A 19,380-nucleotide genomic window follows, 5' to 3' on the forward strand; every position below is an offset into this window, starting at 1 on the left:
TCAGAGCCTGGTCAGCTCGCCGCCGAGCCGTTCTCGTCGAGGATCTTCTTGTACCAGTCGCGTAGCTTGTCGCCGCCCTTGCTCCTCCACTCGGCGACGGCCTGCTGCATGTCGCTGATCTTCTTGCGGCCCCGGACGATGTCGTCCTCGAGCTGCTCGAAGTCGTTGGCGAGGTTGGTGTACCGGGCGGGCTCGGTGATCTGCATGCCCCAGAAGGAGGACTTCTTGGCGAAGGCGCCCATCCGCTGCTGCCACTCGACCTGGCCCTTGGCGACCTCGGGGAAGTCGGGGTGCGCGAGGGTCGCGGCGGGGCTCGCGACCATGACGTAGGCGTTCATCACCTGGTTGTTGCCTTGGTCGGTCTTCACGGGGACGCCGTCCTTGACGGTGTAGTGGGTGCCCTCGACGCCGTAGTTGGTCATCATGTACTCCTTGGTGCCGTACGGCGCCGCCGTGACGTTGGCGACGGCCAGCACGTCTCGGATGACCGACTCGGAGGCCTTCTTGTTGACGAAGGCGAAGATGCCGGCGGGCTGTTCGGCCCACAGGGTGGGGTTGCCGCCGTCGTGGCCCCAGATGTCCATGCCCCAGATCTTGAACTCCGGGTTTTGGGTGGCCTGTTCGGCGGTGCGGCCCCACCACTGGGAGATGTTGTTGGGGTAGATCAGGAACTCGCCCGCCGCGAACTTGGGGCCCGGGTCGGGGGCGTTCTTGCCCATCATGGAGTCGGGGTGGACGACCCCGGCGGCGAAGAGCTTGCGGGACCACTCCAGCGCCTCGAGGAACTCCTCGGTCTCGATGCGGTTGATGAGCTTGCCGTCGACGAGGTTCCAGCCGAGCGGCTTCTCGGCGCCCGAGAGCACGCCGAAGGCCTGGAAGGCGGTCCACTTCATGTCCAGGCAGGCCCACCGCTTGGCCTTGGCGTTGGTGATCTCCTTGGCCAGTGCCATGAACTCGTCGCACGACTTCGGGACTTCGTAGCCCTCCTTCTCGAAGATGTCCTGCCGGTACAGGGGCACCATGGAGGGGGCGGACGACTGCGGCATCGGCAAGCCCCGCAGCTTGCCGCCGAAGATGGAGCGCTGCCAGGCGTCGGTCGGGATCGCCGCGAGGTTCGGGTACTCCTTGACCTTGTCCCCGGACAGGTAGGGGCCGAGGTCGGCGAACTTGCTGATGATGGCGCTGGGTATCTTGCCGCCCATGTTCCAGCCGGGGACCACCACCACGTCGGGGACGTCACTGGAGGCGAGGACCGCGCCGAGCTTCTGGTCGTAGGTGTTCCCGTCCTGGTTCTGCCAGACGACGTCGACGCCGATCAGGTCGTTCATCGCCGTGTAGTAGGCGTTGTTCTGCTTGGGCGGCGAGCCCCAGAACGGCGCCATGATGGTGACCTTGCCGCCCTTGCCGAGCTTCTTCGGGACCGAGGTCTTCAGTGTGGAGAGGTCCAGCTTGCTGGTGAAGCCGATGGCCGAACCGTTCTTGGACGGGATGTCCGGCTTGACCACGTTGCTGGCGACGTACGTCGGCAGGACCTTCTTCGCGTCCTTGCCCGACGTCGTGCCCTCACGCGAGCCGCTGTCCGAACCGCCGCAGGCGGCGAGCAGCGGCATCCCTCCGGCCACCGCTGCGGTGGCGACCGCCGTGGAGGCGAGGAAGCTTCTCCGGCTCGGCCCGGAGGAGGTGGAGGCGGCGTTCGGCGTCATTGCGTCAACCCTTCATGGCGCACCAGGACACCCGGCGGAAAAGCCGTCGGCTGCGGTGTCTCGAGTGGAACTGGCTGAGCTGAAGTTCTTCCGGCGGATCTGCCGAGGTCCGCACGCCGCCCGGCGGCGGGCCTCGCAGTCGAAGCGCTTCGATGTTGCTGCGAGGTTAAGTGAACACCCAGGGGCGCACAAGGGTCGCTTCCAAGTTTCCTGCGGGGTGTGCCCGATCGCGACCTCTCTCTTATGCCGCTTGGAATGTCCGTGAGAGGCCGGAGTTGTGTCGGCGGGATGTCTTGACACCTGACCACTCGTCGAATGAGCATCGAAGCGCTTCGAAAGCGCCTCGCCGCTCCATTCCAAGGGGAACCCCACGTGACCGCACACACGCCGCCTACGCCGCCTTTCCGCGATCCGCACCTGCCGTTCGCGAAGCGCATCGACGACCTGATGTCGCGGCTCACCCTCGACGAGAAGATCGGGTTCCTGCACCAGTTCGCGCCCGCCGTCGAGCGCCTCAGCATCGCCGCCTTCCGCACCGGCCAGGAGGCGCTGCACGGCGTGGCGTGGATGGGCCCGGCAACCGTGTTCCCGCAGGCGGTCGGCCTCGGCGCGACCTGGAACGAGGACCTCGTACGCCGGATCGGCGAGGCGGTGTCCAAGGAGGCCCGGGCGATGCGTGCCCGCGACGAGCGGGTCGGCCTCAACGTCTGGTCGCCGACCGTGAACCTGCTGCGCCACCCGCTGTGGGGCCGCAACGAGGAGGGCTACTCGGAGGACCCGAAGCTGACCTCGGCCATCGCCACCGCGTACACCCGTGGCCTGCGCGGCGACCACCCGACGTACTGGCGCACGGCCCCCGTCCTCAAGCACTGGCTCGCGCACAACAACGAGACGGACCGGTCCACGTCCTCGTCCTCCGTCCGCCCGCGCGTGCTGCACGAGTACGACCTGCGCGCGTTCCGCGAGACCGTCGAGGCGGGCGCGGTGGCCGGGGTGATGCCGGCGTACAACCTGGTCAACGGCCGCCCCAACCACGTCTCCCCGTACCTGCGCGAGCACCTGCGCGCCTGGACCGACGAGGACCTGCTGGTCTGCTCGGACGCGGGCGCGCCCAGCAACCTGGTGGACTCCGAGCACTACTACGACACCCACGAGGAGGCGACCGCGGCCTCGCTCCAGGCGGGCGTGGACAGCTTCACCGACCACGGCACGGACTCCTCGATCATCACCGCACGCATCCGGGGGGCCCTCGACCGGGGCCTGCTGACCGAGGCCGACCTCGACACCGCCGTCCGCCGCCAGCTCTCCGTCCGCTTCCGCCTCGGCGAGTTCGACGGGTACGAGGAGGCGGGTGCCTTCGACACGCCGGAGCACCGGGCGCTGGCGCAGGAGGCCGCCGAGCAGGCGATCGTCCTGCTGAAGAACGACGGTCTCCTCCCCCTCGCCCCCGACACGCGCCTGGCCGTGGTCGGGCTGCTCGCCGACGAGTGCAAGCTCGACTGGTACAGCGGCACGCTGATCCACCGCTCGACGCCGCTGGAGGGCCTCTACGAGCGGTTCGGCGCCGAGCGCGTGGAGTTCGCGGAGGGCGCGGACCGGGTGCTGCTGAAGACGTCCGCGGGTACGTTTCTCCACGTGCCTGCCGTCGAGGACACCCCCGACGAGGCACGCGGCGCCGAGGGCGCCCTCGACCCGGCCCTGCTCGCCGGCCGCACCGACCTGCCCCCGCTCACCACCGACGCGCGGGGCACCGAACTCGCGCTCGTCGACTGGGGCGAGGGCGTCCTGACCCTGCGCGCGCCCGACGGCCGCTACCTCTCGGTCGCCGAGGACGGCTACGTGCGCGCCTCCGCCGACCAGCCCGGCGGCTGGATCGTCCAGGAGACGTTCCGCCTCGAACCGCACGAGCACGGTCACCTCCTCAGGCACGTGGGGACAGGTCGCCACGTCACTGTCGCCGCCGACGGCGTGAAGGTTGCCGCGGAGCGTCCCGAGGTCTTCGAGCTGGTCGTCGTCGAGCGCGGCGAGGACGCGGTGACGCGCGCCGCCGCGCAGGCCGACGTGGTCGTGGTGGTCGCGGGCAACGACCCGCACATCAACGGCCGCGAGACCGAGGACCGTACGACGCTGCGGCTGCCCGGCCACCAGGAGCGGCTGCTGCGCGCCGCCCGCGCGGCGAACCCGCGCACGGTGCTGACGCTGACCTCCGCCTATCCGTACGCGGTCGACACCGCGGCCCTCCCGGCGGTGCTGTGGACCGCGCACGGCGGCCAGGCCGCGGGCACCGCCCTGGCCCGGGTGCTGGCCGGTGACGTCTCCCCCGCCGGCCGTCTCCCGCAGACCTGGTACGAGGACGACGCCGACCTGCCCGACCTGCTCGACTACGACGTGATCGGCGGCCGGCAGACGTACCTGTACTTCGAGGGCATCCCGCTGTTCCCCTTCGGGCGCGGCCTGTCGTACGTGTTCTTCTCGTACGGCGACCTCGCGGCCCGCGTCGAGGACGGGACGGTCCGCGTCTCCTTCACGGTCACCAACACCGGCGACCGCACCGCCGACGAGGTCGCCCAGCTCTACTCGCGCGCCGTGGACCCGTCGGTCCCGCGCCCGCGCCGCGAGCTGGCGGCCCACCGCCGCGTGACCCTCGCCCCCGGCGAGCAGGCCGAGCTGACCTTCGAACTCCCCCTGGCCGCCTTCGAGTTCTGGGACGTGGCACAGGGCCGGTGGCGCCTGGAGCCGGGCCCGTACGAGCTGCTGGCCGGCGCCTCCAGCGAGGACATCCGCCTGCGGACGACCGTCACGCTCGACGGGGAGCCGGGCGGGCCCCGCCCGGTCGTCGCACGCGGCCTGGACGCGGCCGACTTCGACGAGCAGAGCGGCACACAGATCGTCGACCGTACGAAGGTGTCGGGCGACGCGGTGACGCCCGTGCCCGGCACGACGGGCGAACTGCTCTTCCGGAACTGCGACTTCGGGACCGGGGTCACCCAGCTGTCCGCCGAGGTGGCGGGCGAGGGCGTGCTCGAACTGTCCCTCGACGGGGGCCCGGCACTGGCGGTGCTCACGGCGGACGGTTCCGGACCGTACGACTACACCACCCTCGGCGCCGCGATCGCCGCCGAGGGCGTGCACGACGTGCACCTGAGGCTGCGCGGCCCGCTGCGGCTCGCGCACGTCGGCTTCTCCGGTTGAGGGTCCGGACGAAGCCGGCCAAAGGAGGGGCCCGGCACCGGAAGGCATCGGTGCCGGGCCCTTTCGGGACGCGAGCTCGCGTCACCGGCCCCGAGCATATATGAAAATGGTTCCCATTAGCCATGGGGGGGCGCATTTCCTGCTCGCGCTGACCCGCTGCGGCGCCGTCTGGCCGCCCGTACGGCGGTCGCCGCCGCGCTCCTCGTCGCCCGCCTCCCACCCCGCCGTATCCGCGCCGTGCTCAACGCCGTACGCCGCGGCGCCCGGCCCGCCGACTACGCGCAGGCCCTGCGGGCACGGCAGGACGTCACAGCCGTCAGCACCCTGTGCGCCGGCCGCTTCTGCCTGCAACGCTCACTGGCGACCGCCCTGTTGTGCCGCATGCGCGGCAGCTGGCCGACGTGGTGCTCGGGGGTGCGTATGCCGCCGTTCGCCGCGCATGCCTGGGTGGAGGCCGAGGGGCGGCGCGTGGGGGAGCCGCAGGACACCGTCACGTACCGCACGATCATCAGCATCCCGGCGAAGGACTGAGCGTCCGGCCGTACCCCGGCGCGCGGAGGACAACGGCCGGAGCCCCCGCACAGCGGGCTCCGGCCGTTGGACGGTGGGCGGTGTCAGAGAGCCAGGCCGGTGAGGACCAGGACGCGCTCGTAGGTGTAGTCGTCCATCGCGAACCGGACGCCCTCGCGGCCGACGCCCGACTGCTTGGCGCCGCCGTACGGCATCTGGTCGGCGCGGTAGGAGGGGACGTCGCCGATGACAACGCCGCCGACCTCGAGGGCGCGGTGGGCGCGGAAGGCGACCTGGAGGTCGTGGGTGAAGACGCCCGCCTGGAGGCCGTACTTGGAGTCGTTGACGGCGGCGAAGGCCTCGGACTCGCCGTCCACCTTCTGCACGGTGAGGACCGGGCCGAAGACCTCCTCGCAGGAGATCGTGACGTCGGCGGGTACGTCGGTCAGGACGGTCGGCGCGTAGGAGGCGCCGTCGCGCTTGCCGCCGGTGAGGAGGGTGGCCCCGGCCTCGACTGCCTCGTTCACCCACGCCTCGACACGCTGGGCGGCGTCCTCGCTGATCAGCGGGCCGACGTCGGTGGCGTCGTCGTTCGGGTCACCGGTGACCTGGGCCTCGACGGCGGCGACGATGCGCGGCAGCAGCCGGTCGTACACGGAGGCGTCGGCGATCACGCGCTGCACGGAGATGCAGGACTGGCCGCCCTGGTAGTTGGAGAAGGTCGCGATGCGGTTCGCGGCCCAGTCCAGGTCCTCGTCGCTCACCCAGTCGGCGAGCACCACCGCCGCGCCATTGCCCCCCAGCTCGAGGGTGCAGTGCTTGCGCGGCACCGAGTCCATGATCGCGTAGCCGACCTGCTCGGAGCCGGTGAAGGAGATGACCGGCAGCCGCTCGTCCTGGACAAGGGCGGGCATACGGTCGTTGGGGACCGGCAGGATGCTCCACGAGCCCGCCGGGAGCTCGGTCTCGGCGAGCAGCTCACCGATGACCAGCCCGGACAGCGGGGTGGCCGGGGCGGGCTTCAGGATGATGGGCGCGCCGGCGGCGATGGCCGGGGCGACCTTGTGGGCGCACAGGTTGAGCGGGAAGTTGAAGGGCGCGATGCCGAGGACGACGCCCTTGGGGAAGCGCCGGGTGAGGGCGAGCCGCCCCTGACCGCCGAGGTCGGTGTCGAGCCGCTGCGCCTCGCCGCCGTTGAACCGCCGCGCCTCCTCGGCCGCGAACCGGAACACGGACACGGCCCGGCCGACCTCACCGCGGGCCCACTTGATCGGCTTGCCGTTCTCGGCGGAGATCAGCCGGGCGATCTCCTCGGTGCGCTCGACGAGACGCCGGCTGACGTGGTCGAGGGCGGCGGCGCGCACGTGCGCCGGGGTGGCGGCGAACTCGTCCCGTACGGCGTACGCGGCGGCCACGGCCTCCTCGACCTGCGCGTCCGTCGGCACACTGACCTTGCCGACGAGACGGCCGTCCCACGGGGAGGTGACGTCGAAGCTGTCCTCGCCGGTGACCTGGCGGCCGGCCAGCCAGAAGGCGTGGGTGGCCCCCACATTCTGTTCTTGGGGCATGTGCGAGTCCCGGCCCTTCCGCGTTGAGGGTGGTTGCTTGGCTTGCTGGGTCCACGGTAGGGCGGGGGCGGACGAGGGACGTTTGGCCAGGGTGGAGTGGAGGGGGATGGGGACACTCCGGTTTGGCGTAGACGAAGGGCCCTAGTCGGCGGAGGTCGCCTTCAGCGCCAGCCACAGCTCCATCCGCACGTCCGGATCGTCCAGCGAGCGCCCGAGGATCTCCTCGACCCGCCGCATGCGGTACCGCAGGGTGTGCCGGTGTACTCCGAGGTCGGCCGCCGCGGCGTCCCACTGGCCGTGCCGCGACAACCACGCCCGCAACGAGGCGACGAGATCCCCCCGCCCCGTCGCGTCATGCTCGTACAGCGCCCGCAGCAGCCCGTCGGCGAAGGCCCGCACCGCGTCGTCCGCCAGCAGCGGCAGCACCGATCCGGCGGCCAGCTGCTCGTGTTCCACCAGTACCCGGCCCCGCCGCCGCGCCACGGACAGCGCCTGATCGGCCTGCTTGTACGCGGCGGCAGCGGCGATCGGTCCGGCCGGGGCCGACAGCCCGACGACGAGTTCGTGGTCACCGCCCACGGCCTGCTCCGGCACGGTGCCGGTCCGCGCCGCCTCCAGCGCCGCCGCGTAGTCGCCGCAGGCCGCGACGGCCGCACCCCCGTCCGCGGCCAGCACCACCAGCCGCTCCCCCTCCGGCACGACGAGCACCGCCTCGCCCGCCCGGGCCGCCGCGGACTCCACGACGTCGGCGAGGGCCCCGAGGGGGTCCCCGTTCGTGTCGGCGGCGGCGAGCGCGGCCGCCGACGAGGGCTTGGTCACGGGCGCGCGTGTGTGCGCGTCGACCTGGGCCCGCGCGGCCGACACCGCGACGGACTCGGCGACGAGCATCCGGAAGGGAGCGTCCAGCAGCCCGCCGTACAGGTCCCCGGCGACCGCGCGGGCGTGGTCGGGCTCCCCGGCGAGCAGCATGCGCAGCACCGCCGCGCCGATCCGCTGCTCGGCCGCCTGCAGCGACCGGGAGCGTTCCGTCGTCAGCGTCAGCAGGGCGATGGCCGAGTGGACGGCGTACCGCTCGGCGGTGCCGAGGGCGGCGGCCGTGCCGACGGCGAGGGCGGCTCGCGGGCGGCGGCCGGTGCCGATGGTGTGCAGCTCGACCCGGTCCTCGTTCTCCGGCCCGCCCACCACCGAGGAGGCGGGCGCGGGCCGCTCCCGCAGCCGCTGTACGTCCGCCGTGAGCCGCGCGGCGCGCCGGCCCGCCCACTCCGGTGCCGTGGCGACGACGGCGCCCGAGGCGTCGTACAGCGCCGCCCACCCGTCGACCTGCGCGGCCAGCGCGGCCAGCAGCCCCTCCGGCCCGTCGGTCAGCGCCTGCTTGGTCAGCTCGCGCTGCGCCGCGAAGCCCGCCGTCACGGCCCGGTACTGGTCGGCGGCGATCGCGGCGGACACGGCCTTGCTGATGGCGAGGAAGGGCGTGCGGCGCGGCACCTCCAGCAGCGGCAGGCCCTCCTCCTCGGCCGCGTCGACGAGGGCCTTGGGGATCTCGTCGTAGTTGACGCCGACGGCGAACCCGAGCCCGACGACCCCGGCGCCGACCAGCCGCCGCACATAGCGGCGCATGGCCTCCGGGTCCTCCGCGTCCAGCTTGAGGGCGGTGATCAGCAGCAGCTCGCCGCCCTCCATGTACGGCACGGGGTCGGCGAGCTCGCTGACGTGTGCCCAGCGGACCGGCACGTCGAGGCGGTCCTCGCCCGCGCGCACGGTCAGTTTGAGCGCGGAGTGGTGGACGAGCGAGGCGAGCGTCGGGGGCATGAGGCCTTCAGGTCTGCGTCAGGACTGTGTGATCTTTGTGATCTTTTGGCCGTGACGTATGAACGGCCTGTGTTGATTCTGCCTCACTGTATGGTCCCCGCGCGCCCGCAATCCCCGCTCAGCGGGTCACTCCCGAAGGTCCACCAGCAGGGGCGGCGCGTGCTCGCCCTGCACATTCGTCAGCGACAGCACCGCGTGCCCCGGCGGCACCGCGTGCGCGAGCTCGGAGGCGGACCACCGCTCGCGTTCGACCTGCCGTACGGTCACCGCCCGCGCGGTCGGTGCCTTGCCGGTGATCACCCGGCGGAGCATGTGCACGGCCTTGCCGGCCGGGGTCTCGGCGATGATCTGCCGGTCGGTGACGTCGCGGGCCTCGGTCCACTCCTTGCCCCACACCTCGGCGAAGTCCTGCCCGTCCCACGGGGTGAGCCCGGACAGCGCCATGCGGCATCCGGTGGCGCCGAGCAGCGGCCCGCGCAGGGGACGCGGCACGTCGTCGAGCGTGCGCAGGGTCATGACGACGCCCGCGTTGGCGGACCGCAGCCGCTGGATGCCGCGCACGGCCTCGGGGGTCACCACACCCGTGGCGTCGTCCAGGACCAGGCAGGCGAACAGGGAGCGGTCCTCGCGCACCGCGACGCTCGCCGTGAACTGCGCGAGCACCAGCCTCGCCAGCATCCGTGAGGCGTCGGCGTGCCCGCGCTCGGGCAGGTCGATGCACACCCGCACCGGGTGATCGAGGGCTTTGAGAGAGAAGGGCCGCGAGGCGCCGGAGGTGTCGAAGAACCCGGCGAAGGCGGGCCGGTCGAGCAGCGCGACACGGTCCGCGAGCACCCCGCTCACATCGCCCGGACGCCCCATCTGCCGCTCCCGCGCGTCGAGTTCGCGCAGCAGAGACTCCTGCCCGGACTCGTGCAGTCCCTGGCGCAGCGCGTCCAGCGGCCCGGGCGCCCCGTCCAGCAGCTGCCGCAGCTCGGGCACGGAGGGGAAGCGTCCGTGGACCGCCCGGAACGGCCCGAGCAACTGGGCGAGGACGGTCGTGGACCGGCGGCTGTCGCTCCCCGGATGCGGATCGGCGAGGTCCCCGACCAGCGCCTCGGCGAGCACGGCCGCGGCCTCGTCGGGGTCGGTCGTCCCGCCGTACAGATCGAGGTCGTACACCGAGTCCGGGTTCCCGATCCGTACGACGACGTCGTACGCGTCGGCCGGGCCGAGCCCCGCGCCCGCCGCGCCGACCACGACGACGGCGGCCCGCCCGGCGAGCGCGTGCAGGCACAGCGACTCGGCGAGCGGCCTGATGACGCGGCCGGTCTTGCCGGAGCCGGCCGGTCCGACGGCGAGCAGGGAGGTGCCGAGCAGCTCGGGGCCGAGGCCGAGGCCGGCGCCGCGGTAGGCGTACGGGTTGCGGGGGTCGTCGGCGGTCGTGCCGAGCCGGACCTGCCCGGTGGCCAGGTCGTGCCGGGCCTGCCGGGCGGGCAGGTCGCGGGCGCCGGAGGGGTGCAGGCAGGCGGCGGCGCCCTCGGTGAGCACGGCGCCGGTGAACGTGGCGAGGCTGTGCCGTCCGCTGCGCACGCCCTGCCAGGCGCGGGCGATCCGGGCGTAGTCGACGTCGCGCATCAGCCCTGCGCGGGCCTCGGCGGCGAGCCGGTCGGCGGCGTCGGGGGCGCCGGCGGCGCGCAGCTGCGGCCACGCGGCGGGGTCCTGGTCCGGGGCGGGCGCGGGCTCGTTCCCGGGGGCGGCGCGGCGCCAGGCGGGCGGGCCGTAGCGGCGCCAGACCTCGCCCCAGCGGCCGAGGCGGCCCACGGCGAGCATGATGGCGAGGGCGATCAGCGTGTAGTAGCTGTACCAGAGGATCGCGTTGCCGACGCGGTCGTTGCCCTCGCGCCAGGAGTCCGGCGTGAACAGTTCCAGGGGCAGCACCCACCAGCCGCCGAGATAGCCGTTCCACAGCAGCGACCAGATCAGCCAGCCCACCAGGAACGCGATCAGCGCCCCGCTCAGCAGCTGCCGCCCCGGAATGCGCTCCGGCTCCTCCTCCGGGCGCGGCCGGTGCGCGAACCGCCACACACCGGGCGGCGCCTCCGGCCGGGGAGCCCGCAGCCACGCCAGGAACGCCGAGCCGTCCGGCAGGGGCGGCGCCCCCGGCGGCGCCGAGGGCAGCGGCGGTGGTGCCGAGGGCCGCGGCGGCGCCGCGGAGTGGTCGGGCAGTCCGGCGGAATGCTCCGGCGGTACCGCTGAGTGCTCCGGCGGCCCCGCCGGGCGCGGCACAGGATTCGCATGCGTACCCCGCGCGTCCCGCGTCCCGTCGCTGTCCATCGCCCTTGCCCCCTGACCAGCCGTTCCGTCCACCATCGCCGAGCCAATCTAACGCCCGGGCAACGCGAGTTCACCGATTACGCGGCCGGTCCTGGGGAGACTCGGTCCCGGGCATCTATATCCACGGCGGACAACGGGCACCGCCGACAGCGCCCACATGGAGCATGCCCACTCCTCCTCACCGGTCCTAGCCTGCGAGAAAAGAAGGCAAGCGTCCGCAAGACCCCGTTCGTAACCCAGGAGCCCCGCATGACCGCACTTCCGCAGGAGCGCCGCGTCGTCACCGCCATCCCCGGCCCGAAGTCGCTTCAGCTGCAGGCCCGCCGTACCGCCGCGGTCGCGCAGGGCGTGGGCTCCGTACTGCCCGTGTTCACCGCGCGGGCGGGCGGCGGCATCATCGAGGACGTCGACGGCAACCGTCTGATCGACTTCGGCTCCGGCATCGCGGTGACGAGCGTCGGCGCCTCCGCCGAGGCCGTCGTACGCCGGGCCACCGCCCAGCTCGCCGACTTCACCCACACCTGTTTCATGGTCACGCCGTACGAGGGCTACGTCGCCGTCGCCGAGGCGCTGGCCGAGCTGACCCCGGGCGACCACGCCAAGAAGTCCGCGCTGTTCAACAGCGGCGCCGAGGCCGTCGAGAACGCGGTGAAGATCGCCCGCGCGTACACCAAGCGCCAGGCGGTCGTCGTCTTCGACCACGGCTACCACGGCCGTACGAACCTCACGATGGCGCTGACGGCGAAGAACATGCCGTACAAGCACGGCTTCGGCCCGTTCGCGCCCGAGGTCTACCGCGTGCCGGTCGCCTACGGCTACCGCTGGCCGACCGGCCCGGAGAACGCCGGCCCGGAGGCCGCGGCCCAGGCCATCGACCAGATGTCCAAGCAGGTCGGCGCGGAGAACATCGCCGCCATCATCATCGAGCCGGTGCTCGGCGAGGGCGGCTTCATCGAGCCGGCGAAGGGCTTCCTGCCGGCGATCCGCCAGTTCGCCTCGGACCACGGCATCGTCTTCGTCGCCGACGAGATCCAGTCCGGCTTCTGCCGCACCGGCCAGTGGTTCGCCTGCGAGGACGAGGGCATCGTGCCCGACCTGATCACGACGGCGAAGGGCATCGCGGGCGGTCTGCCGCTCGCCGCCGTCACCGGCCGCGCCGAGATCATGGACGCCGCGCACGCGGGCGGCCTGGGCGGCACCTACGGCGGCAACCCGGTGGCCTGCGCGGGCGCGCTCGGCGCGATCGAGACGATGAAGGAGCTCGACCTCAACGCGAAGGCGAAGGCGATCGAGGCGGTCATGAAGGCCCGTCTCGGCGCCATGGCCGAGAAGTTCGACATCATCGGCGACGTCCGCGGCCGCGGCGCCATGATCGCCATCGAGCTGGTCAAGGACCGTACGACGAAGGAGCCGAACCCGGAGGCCACCACCGCGCTCGCCAAGGCCTGCCACGCCGAGGGCCTGCTGGTCCTGACCTGTGGCACGTACGGCAACGTGCTGCGCTTCCTGCCTCCGCTGGTGATCGGCGAGGACCTGCTGAACGAGGGCCTCGACATCATCGAGCAGGCCTTCGCGCGCATCTGAGCCGGTGACAGGGCAGGTGAGCCGCCCCGGTTCCGCCACCGGGGCGGCGAGCGGCAGAGCGTGTGAAGAACGTGTGCGAGGTGGATGACAGGGGGCCGTTCACCCTGTCGCACGCGCACCCCCTGTCGTACGTTCTACCCAGATGAGAGATACACCCCCGCCCACAGGGGACTGTGGGTGACATCAGGCCGGGGCCTCCCCAGCTTCGACCTGGTCGTGCCCTCGCGCACACAACTGGAGCCTCCGGCTTCGGATCTCCTCACCGATCGGAATGTCGCCCGCCCCAAACCCCCCGGGGCGCGCGACATTCCGATCCGGACGGCCGCCTCGGAACAACCCCCCCTGTTCCGGGGCGGCCGACCTCCTCCGGCGCTCCGGATGCACGGCGGCCGTGCCAAGCTGTCGGCCATGTCGACCTCCCGTGATCAGGGCCTCGAGATGCCCACCGCACCGGGCGGGAGACGGCCGTCCGTTCCGGCGGGGCCGGTCTGCCTCTCCCTTCTTCTCGGCCTTCCGGCCCTCCTCTTCGCCCTGATCACCTGGCAGGTCGTCGCCGACGGCCCGCTCGTGGGCGTCGACGAACGCGTCAGCCGTGCCCTGGTCCACCCCGACCGCTGCTCCGAACTCCTGGCCGACCTGGGCAACATCCCGGTCGCCGTACCGGTGCTGGCCACCGGCCTGGTCCACGTCGCCTGGCGAGCACGGGCCGCGGGGACGGGCCGCTGGTGGCTGCCGTCGGTCGCCGCGGCCCTCCTCATGGTCCTCGTCCCGGCCCTGATCGTGCCCCTCAAGGAACTGACCGACCGCCCCGGGACGCCGGCCGTGCCACCCGGCACCGACTTCTACCCCTCGGGCCACACGGCCACGGCCGCCGTCGCCTACGGCGCCACGACCCTGCTCCTCCTCCCCTGGCTCCGTACCGCCCTCGCCCGCTGCGTTCTCGTCACCGTCTGCCTCGTCGTCAATGCGGGCGTCGGCTTCGGTCTGGTCCGTCGCGGCTACCACTGGCCACTGGACGTCGTGGCCAGTTGGTGCCTGTGCACGGTGCTGCTGACCGGCCTCGTGCTCTTCCTCAGCCGAAGCAGCCGTCTTTCTGCGGTCGGCTGAGGTCAGCTGTCGAAGCCGAGCCCCAGCCGGTCCATCGTCCGCAGCCACAGATTGCGGCGCCCGCCGTGCGCGTCCGCCCGGGCCAGCGACCACTTGGTGAGGGCGATGCCCGTCCAGGCGAAGGGCTCCGGCGGGAAGGGCAGCGGTTTCCTGCGGACCATCTCCAGCGACGTGCGCTCCGTGCGCTCCCCCGCCAGCAGGTCCAGCATCACCTCGGCACCGAAGCGGGTCGCGCCGACGCCCAGCCCCGTGTACCCGGCCGCGTACGCGACCTTCCCCTGGTGCGCGGTGCCGAAGAACGCCGAGAAGCGTGAGCAGGTGTCGATCGCGCCGCCCCAGGCGTGCGTGAAGCGGAGGCCCTCCAGTTGCGGGAAGCAGGTGAAGAAGTGCCCTGCGAGCTTGGCGTAGGTCTGAGGGCGGTCGTCGTACTCGGCGCGCACCCGGCCGCCGTACGGGTAGACCGCGTCGTAGCCGCCCCACAGGATGCGGTTGTCGGCGGAGAGCCGGAAGTAGTGGAACTGGTTCGCCGAGTCGCCGAGGCCCTGGCGGTTCCCCCAGCCGATCGACGCCAGCTGGCCGGCGGTGAGCGGTTCGGTCATCAGGGCGTAGTCGTAGACCGGGACCGTGTAGGCCCGGACACGTCTGACGAGGTTCGGGAAGACGTTGGTGCCGAGCGCGACCTTGCGGGCGCGGACCCGGCCGTACGGGGTGCGTACGGCCATGCCGGCGCCGTACGGCTTCAGGGTCAGGGCGGGGGTGTGCTCGTAGACGCGGACACCGAGCCGCAGGCATGCCCGCTTCAGACCCCAGGCGAGTTTGGCGGGGTTGAGCATGGCCACACCCCGGCGGTCCCACAGGCCCGCCTGGAAGGTCGGGGAGTTCACCTGCTCCCGGACCGCGTCTGCGTCCAGGAGCTCGACGCCGTCGGCCAGGCCCCGCCGCTCCATCTCCTCGTACCAGTCGCGCAGTTCCCACGCCTGGTAGGTCTCGGTGGCGACGTCGATCTCGCCGGTGCGTTCGAAGTCGCAGTCGATGGAGTGGCGGGCGACCGCCGCCTCGATCTCGTCGAGGTTGCGGGCGCCCAGCTTTTGGAGCTTGTGGATCTCGTCCGGCCACCGGGCGAGGCCATTGGGCAGGCCGTGGGTGAGGGAGGCGGCGCAGAAGCCGCCGTTGCGGCCCGAGGCGGCCCAGCCCACCTCGCGGCCCTCCACCAGCACCACGTCCCGGCCCGGGTCGCGCTCCTTGGCGATCAGCGCGGTCCACAGTCCGCTGTAGCCGCCGCCGACGACCAGCAGGTCGCAGGTCTCGGCGGTGGTGAGCGCGGGGTCGGGGCGGGGTCTGCCGGGGTCGTCCAGCCAGTACGGGACCGGCTGGGCTTCGGAGAGAGACTTCGTCCAACGGCTCATGGCGCTCGGGGCCATGATTTCAACTCCCTACAGGGGCTTATGCCTTCTGTTTGTTTCTGCGGTTGCTGACGGCCATCGAGGCCAGCACGAGGAGTACGGCGACGACGAACATGGCCGTACCGATGACGTTGATCTGCACGGGCGTGCCGCGCTGCGCCGAGCCCCAGACGAACATCGGGAAGGTGACGGTCGAGCCCGCGTTGAAATTCGTGATGATGAAATCGTCGAAGGAGAGCGCGAAGGCGAGCAGTGCGCCCGCCGCGATGCCGGGGGCGGCGATCGGCAGGGTGACCCGGACGAACGTCTGGAACGGGCCGGCGTACAGGTCCTGCGCCGCCTGCTCCAGTCTCGGGTCCATCGACATCACGCGCGCCTTGACCGCCGTCACGACGAAGCTGAGGCAGAACATGATGTGGGCGATCAGGATCGTCCAGAAGCCCAGCTCGGCACCCATGTTGAGGAACAGGGTGAGCAGCGAGGCGGCCATCACGACCTCGGGCATCGCCATCGGCAGGAAGATCAGCGAGTTGACGGCGCCGCGGGCGCGGAAGCGGTAGCGGGCCAGCGCGAAGGCGATCAGCGTGCCGAGGAGCGTGGCGCCGAGCGTCGCCCAGAAGGCGATCTGGAGGCTGGCCGACAGCGAGCCGCACAGGTCGGAGACGCCGCACGGGTCCTTCCAGGCGTCCAGGGAGAACTGCTGCCACTCGTAGTTGAAGCGCCCCTTCGGCTTGTTGAAGGAGAACACCGTCACGATGACGTTCGGCAGGAGGAGATAAGCGAGCGTCATGAGCCCCGCGATGACCACGAGGTGACGCCTGAGCCAGTTGACGAAGGGCATTTAGACCAGATCCTCCGTCCCGGACCTGCGGATGTAGAGGGTGACCATGAGCAGAATCGCTGCCATGAGGATGAAGGAGAGGGCCGCGGCCGTCGGGTAGTCCAGAATCCGCAGGAACTGGGACTGGATGACGTTGCCGACCATGCGGGTGTCCGTCGAGCCGAGCAGGTCGGCGTTGACGTAGTCGCCGGCGGCCGGGATGAAGGTGAGCAGCGTGCCGGAGACCACGCCCGGCATCGACAGCGGGAAGGTGACCTTGCGGAAGGTGGTCCAGGGCCGGGCGTACAGATCGCCCGCCGCCTCGTGCAGCCGCGGGTCGATGCGCTCGAGCGAGGTGTACAGCGGCAGGATCATGAACGGCAGGAAGTTGTACGTCAGACCGCACACCACCGCCAGCGGTGTGGCCAGCACGCGGTCACCCGCGGTCCAGCCGAGCCAACTGGTGACGTCCAGGACGTGCAGCGTGTTGAGCGCGCCGACGACCGGGCCGCCGTCCGCGAGGATCGTCTTCCAGGCCAGGGTGCGGATCAGGAAGCTGGTGAAGAACGGCGCGATCACCAGGATCATGATCAGGTTCCGCCAGCGTCCCGCGCGGAAGGCGATCAGGTACGCCAGCGGATAGCCGAGCAGCAGGCACAGGATCGTCGCGGTGCCCGCGTAGAGCACCGAGCGGACGAACTGCGGCCAGTACTCGCTCAGCGCGTCCCAGTAGGTCGCGAAGTGCCAGGTGACCTTGTAGCCCTCCTCCAGGGAGCCCGTCTGCACGGACGTGGAGGCCTGGTAGATCATCGGCAGCGCGAAGAAGACCAGCAGCCAGAGGATGCCGGGCAGGAGCAGCAGATACGGCGTCCAGCGGCCCCGCCTGCGGGGCGGCTTCTGCTCCGGGGCGGGCGCCAGGGGTGGCGCTTCGGTGAGCGTCGTCATCAGGCGGCCTCTTCCACTCCTGCTTCGATGTCCTGGGTGGCATCGAGGCCGAAGGTGTGCGCCGGGTTCCAGTGCAGGACCACCTCGGCGCCCGGCACGAGGCGCGGGTCGCGGTCGATGTTCTGGGCGTAGACCTCGAAGTCGGGGCAGACCGGGCTGTCGACGACGTACTGCGTGGAGACGCCGATGAAGCTGGAGTCGGCGATCCGGCCGGTGATGCGGTTGCGGCCCGCCGGGATCTCCCCCGCGTCGTCGGCGTGCGTGAGGGAGATCTTCTCCGGGCGGACGCCGACCAGGACCTTTCCGCCGGTGGTCGCGGGCGCGCCGCACCGCGCCTCGGGGAGGACCAGCTTGCCGCCGCCGGCCTTCAGCACGATCTCGTCGCCGCTCCTGGAGTCGACCTCGGCCTCGATGAAGTTGGAGGTGCCGAGGAAGTTGGCGACGAACGTGGTCCGCGGGTTCTCGTACAGGTCGGTGGGTGAGCCGAGCTGTTCGACGCGGCCCGCGTTCATCACGGCGACCGTGTCGGCCATCGTCATGGCCTCCTCCTGGTCGTGCGTGACGTGGACGAAGGTGATGCCGACCTCGGTCTGGATGCGCTTGAGCTCCAGCTGCATCTGGCGGCGCAGCTTCAGGTCGAGGGCGCCGAGGGGCTCGTCCAGGAGGAGCACCTTGGGGTGGTTGATCAGCGCGCGGGCCACGGCGACGCGCTGCTGCTGGCCGCCGGAGAGCTGGTGCGGCTTCTTGCGGGCCTGCTCGCCGAGCTGGACGAGCTCCAGCATCTCCTCGACCTGCTTCTTCACGCTCTTGATGCCGCGCCGGCGCAGGCCGAAGGCGACGTTCTCGAAGATGTCGAGGTGCGGGAAGAGGGCGTAGGACTGGAAGACCGTGTTCACCGGCCGCCTGTACGGCGGCAGGGGCGTCACGTCCTGGTCGCCGAGGTGGACGGTGCCGGAGGAAGGTTCCTCCAGGCCCGCGATCATCCGCAGCGTGGTGGTCTTGCCGCAGCCGGACGCGCCGAGCAGGGCGAAGAAGGAGCCCTGCGGCACGGTCAGGTCGAGCGGGTGGACGGCCGTGAAGGAGCCGTAGGTCTTGCTGATACCGGAGAGGCGGACGTCGCCGCTGGTGCCGTTCGTCATGGTGGTCACGCCCCTGTGAGCTTCGCGAACTTCGCTTCGTAGGCCGTCTCTTCCTTCGCGCTCAGCGAGCGGAAGGCACGGGACTTGGCCTGCATGGCCTTGTCGGGGAGGATCAGCGGGTTGTTCGCCGCGTCCTCGTCGATCTTCGCCAGCTCTTCCTTCACGCCGTCGACGGGACAGACGTAGTTGATGTAGGCGGCGAGCTCGGCGGCCGCCTGCGGCTCGTAGTAGAAGTCGATGAGCCGCTCGGCGTTCGTCTTGTGGCGGGCCTTGTTGGGGATCAGCAGGTTGTCGCTGGACGTCATGTAGCCGCTGTCCGGGATGAGGAAGTCGACGTCCGGGCTGTCCGCCTTGAGCTGGACGACGTCACCGGCCCAGGCCAGGCAGGCCGCGAAGTCGCCCTTGGTGAGGTCGGAGGTGTAGTCGTTGCCGGTGAAGCGGCGGATCTGGCCCTTGTCGACGGCCTTCTGCAGGCGGGCGATCGCCGCGTCGTAGTCGTCGTCGGTGAAGTTCGCCGGGTCCTTGCCCATGTCGAGCAGGGTCATGCCGATCGAGTCGCGCATCTCGGTGAGGAAGCCGACCCGGCCCTTGAGCCTGGGGTTGTCGAGCATGTCGGAGACCGACTTCACCTCGACGCCGTCGAGCGCCTTCTTGTTGTAGGCGATGACGGTCGAGATGCCCTGCCAGGGGTACGAGTACGCCCGTCCCGGGTCCCAGTCGGGGCTGCGGAACTGCTGCGACAGGTTGGCGAAGGCGTGCGGCAGGTTGGACGGGTCCAGCTTCTGCACCCAGCCCAGGCGGATGAGGCGGCCGGCCAGCCAGTCGGTGAGGACGATGAGATCGCGGCCGGTGTCCTGGCCGGCGGCGAGCTGCGGCTTGATCTTGCCGAAGAACTCGTTGTTGTCGTTGATGTCCTCGGTGTACTTGACCCTGATGCCGGTGCGCCGGGTGAACTGCTCCAGCGTCGGGTGGCGTTTGCCGCTGTCGTCGACGTCCATGTACTCGGTCCAGTTGGAGAAGGTGACGACCTTCTCCTTGGCCGAGTGGTCCGCTGCGGGGACGCCACCCTGCGACTTGCCCGCCGCGGGAATGCCGCAGGCGCTCAGCGCGCCGAGTCCGCCGGCCGCGAGCGCACCGCCCGCGGAGGCGCGCAGCAGCGAACGGCGGGTGAGGGCGGCCCGGCCGTTGCGGAAGCTGCGCCGCATGGCGGCCACTTGGGCCGGGGACAGGCGGTCTGGCTCGTACTGCTCCATGCGCGTGGTGACCTTTCGGAGGGTTGGTCGG

The 19,380-nt window shown here is 71.4% G+C and carries 13 protein-coding genes; 4 read left to right on the forward strand and 9 right to left on the reverse strand.

Features of this window, described 5'->3' with window-relative positions; translation table 11 throughout:
- Nucleotides 1-11: 11 nt before the first annotated feature.
- Nucleotides 12-1,703, reverse strand: a complete 1,692-nt coding sequence (locus ACYVMZ_RS26125; protein WP_461083721.1) for an extracellular solute-binding protein — start codon at nucleotides 1,701-1,703, stop codon at nucleotides 12-14.
- A 372-nt stretch (nucleotides 1,704-2,075) separates the two neighbouring features.
- Here ACYVMZ_RS26125 and ACYVMZ_RS26130 point away from each other — a divergent pair, with 372 nt between their 5' ends.
- Nucleotides 2,076-4,895, forward strand: coding sequence for a glycoside hydrolase family 3 C-terminal domain-containing protein (locus ACYVMZ_RS26130; protein WP_461083723.1), 2,820 nt, complete (start codon nucleotides 2,076-2,078; stop codon nucleotides 4,893-4,895).
- Nucleotides 4,896-5,051: 156 nt separating this feature from the next.
- Nucleotides 5,052-5,426 (forward strand): lasso peptide biosynthesis B2 protein, encoded by a 375-nt coding sequence (locus tag ACYVMZ_RS26135; protein WP_461083858.1) that lies wholly within the window; start codon nucleotides 5,052-5,054, stop codon nucleotides 5,424-5,426.
- An 83-nt stretch (nucleotides 5,427-5,509) separates the two neighbouring features.
- Here ACYVMZ_RS26135 and ACYVMZ_RS26140 read toward each other — a convergent pair whose 3' ends face one another.
- The 3 genes from ACYVMZ_RS26140 to ACYVMZ_RS26150 all read right to left on the reverse strand — a co-directional run bounded on the left by ACYVMZ_RS26140 (nucleotide 5,510) and on the right by ACYVMZ_RS26150 (nucleotide 11,098).
- Nucleotides 5,510-6,955: an aldehyde dehydrogenase family protein gene (locus tag ACYVMZ_RS26140; RefSeq protein ID WP_461083860.1), complete on the reverse strand. Its 1,446-nt coding sequence runs from the start codon at nucleotides 6,953-6,955 to the stop codon at nucleotides 5,510-5,512.
- Nucleotides 6,956-7,114: 159 nt separating this feature from the next.
- Nucleotides 7,115-8,782: a PucR family transcriptional regulator gene (locus tag ACYVMZ_RS26145; RefSeq protein WP_461083725.1), complete on the reverse strand. Its 1,668-nt coding sequence runs from the start codon at nucleotides 8,780-8,782 to the stop codon at nucleotides 7,115-7,117.
- 126 nt (nucleotides 8,783-8,908) lie between these two features.
- Nucleotides 8,909-11,098 carry an ATP-binding protein gene (locus ACYVMZ_RS26150; RefSeq protein WP_461083727.1) on the reverse strand — a complete coding sequence of 730 codons (2,190 nt, stop codon included), beginning with the start codon at nucleotides 11,096-11,098 and terminating at the stop codon, nucleotides 8,909-8,911.
- 249 nt (nucleotides 11,099-11,347) lie between these two features.
- On the opposite strand from ACYVMZ_RS26150, the gene gabT reads away from it, so the two are divergent.
- On the forward strand, nucleotides 11,348-12,682 hold the full coding sequence (gene gabT, locus ACYVMZ_RS26155; RefSeq protein ID WP_461083729.1) for a 4-aminobutyrate--2-oxoglutarate transaminase: 1,335 nt from the start codon (nucleotides 11,348-11,350) through the stop codon (nucleotides 12,680-12,682).
- A gap of 408 nt (nucleotides 12,683-13,090) precedes the next feature.
- Complete coding sequence (locus ACYVMZ_RS26160) at nucleotides 13,091-13,789, forward strand: phosphatase PAP2 family protein (protein ID WP_461083731.1); 699 nt, start codon at nucleotides 13,091-13,093, stop codon at nucleotides 13,787-13,789.
- Nucleotides 13,790-13,791: 2 nt separating this feature from the next.
- Here the strand turns inward: ACYVMZ_RS26160 and ACYVMZ_RS26165 are convergent, their stop codons facing one another.
- From ACYVMZ_RS26165 to ACYVMZ_RS26185, 5 genes are read right to left on the reverse strand one after another with little or no spacing between them, the layout of a single operon-like run.
- The gene (locus ACYVMZ_RS26165) at nucleotides 13,792-15,210 is read right to left on the reverse strand and encodes an NAD(P)/FAD-dependent oxidoreductase (protein ID WP_461083733.1); all 1,419 of its coding nucleotides are present in this window, start codon (nucleotides 15,208-15,210) and stop codon (nucleotides 13,792-13,794) included.
- Between the two features lie 22 nt (nucleotides 15,211-15,232).
- The gene (locus ACYVMZ_RS26170) at nucleotides 15,233-16,033 is read right to left on the reverse strand and encodes an ABC transporter permease (RefSeq protein ID WP_461083735.1); all 801 of its coding nucleotides are present in this window, start codon (nucleotides 16,031-16,033) and stop codon (nucleotides 15,233-15,235) included.
- Nucleotides 16,034-16,957, reverse strand: a complete 924-nt coding sequence (locus ACYVMZ_RS26175) for an ABC transporter permease (protein ID WP_461083737.1) — start codon at nucleotides 16,955-16,957, stop codon at nucleotides 16,034-16,036.
- The gene (locus tag ACYVMZ_RS26180) at nucleotides 16,957-18,096 is read right to left on the reverse strand and encodes an ABC transporter ATP-binding protein (RefSeq protein ID WP_461083862.1); all 1,140 of its coding nucleotides are present in this window, start codon (nucleotides 18,094-18,096) and stop codon (nucleotides 16,957-16,959) included. The genes ACYVMZ_RS26175 and ACYVMZ_RS26180 overlap by 1 nt, the downstream gene beginning before the upstream one ends.
- Nucleotides 18,097-18,101: 5 nt before the next feature.
- Nucleotides 18,102-19,349 (reverse strand): polyamine ABC transporter substrate-binding protein, encoded by a 1,248-nt coding sequence (locus ACYVMZ_RS26185; RefSeq protein WP_461083739.1) that lies wholly within the window; start codon nucleotides 19,347-19,349, stop codon nucleotides 18,102-18,104.
- Nucleotides 19,350-19,380: the final 31 nt, after the last annotated feature.

The organism is Streptomyces deserti (assembly GCF_054782695.1).

What these genes read in the sequence shown, in the direction of transcription:
- ACYVMZ_RS26125 (WP_461083721.1), bottom strand. Translation starts at nt 1,703, where the DNA reads ATGACGCCGAACGCCGCCTCCACCTCCTCCGGGCCGAGCCGGAGAAGC.
- ACYVMZ_RS26145 (WP_461083725.1), bottom strand. Translation starts at nt 8,782, where the DNA reads ATGCCCCCGACGCTCGCCTCGCTCGTCCACCACTCCGCGCTCAAACTG.
- ACYVMZ_RS26150 (WP_461083727.1), bottom strand. Translation starts at nt 11,098, where the DNA reads ATGGACAGCGACGGGACGCGGGACGCGCGGGGTACGCATGCGAATCCT.
- gabT (WP_461083729.1), top strand. Translation starts at nt 11,348, where the DNA reads ATGACCGCACTTCCGCAGGAGCGCCGCGTCGTCACCGCCATCCCCGGC.
- ACYVMZ_RS26160 (WP_461083731.1), top strand. Translation starts at nt 13,091, where the DNA reads ATGTCGACCTCCCGTGATCAGGGCCTCGAGATGCCCACCGCACCGGGC.
- ACYVMZ_RS26165 (WP_461083733.1), bottom strand. Translation starts at nt 15,210, where the DNA reads ATGGCCCCGAGCGCCATGAGCCGTTGGACGAAGTCTCTCTCCGAAGCC.
- ACYVMZ_RS26170 (WP_461083735.1), bottom strand. Translation starts at nt 16,033, where the DNA reads ATGCCCTTCGTCAACTGGCTCAGGCGTCACCTCGTGGTCATCGCGGGG.
- ACYVMZ_RS26175 (WP_461083737.1), bottom strand. Translation starts at nt 16,957, where the DNA reads ATGACGACGCTCACCGAAGCGCCACCCCTGGCGCCCGCCCCGGAGCAG.
- ACYVMZ_RS26180 (WP_461083862.1), bottom strand. Translation starts at nt 18,096, where the DNA reads ATGACGAACGGCACCAGCGGCGACGTCCGCCTCTCCGGTATCAGCAAG.
- ACYVMZ_RS26185 (WP_461083739.1), bottom strand. Translation starts at nt 19,349, where the DNA reads ATGGAGCAGTACGAGCCAGACCGCCTGTCCCCGGCCCAAGTGGCCGCC.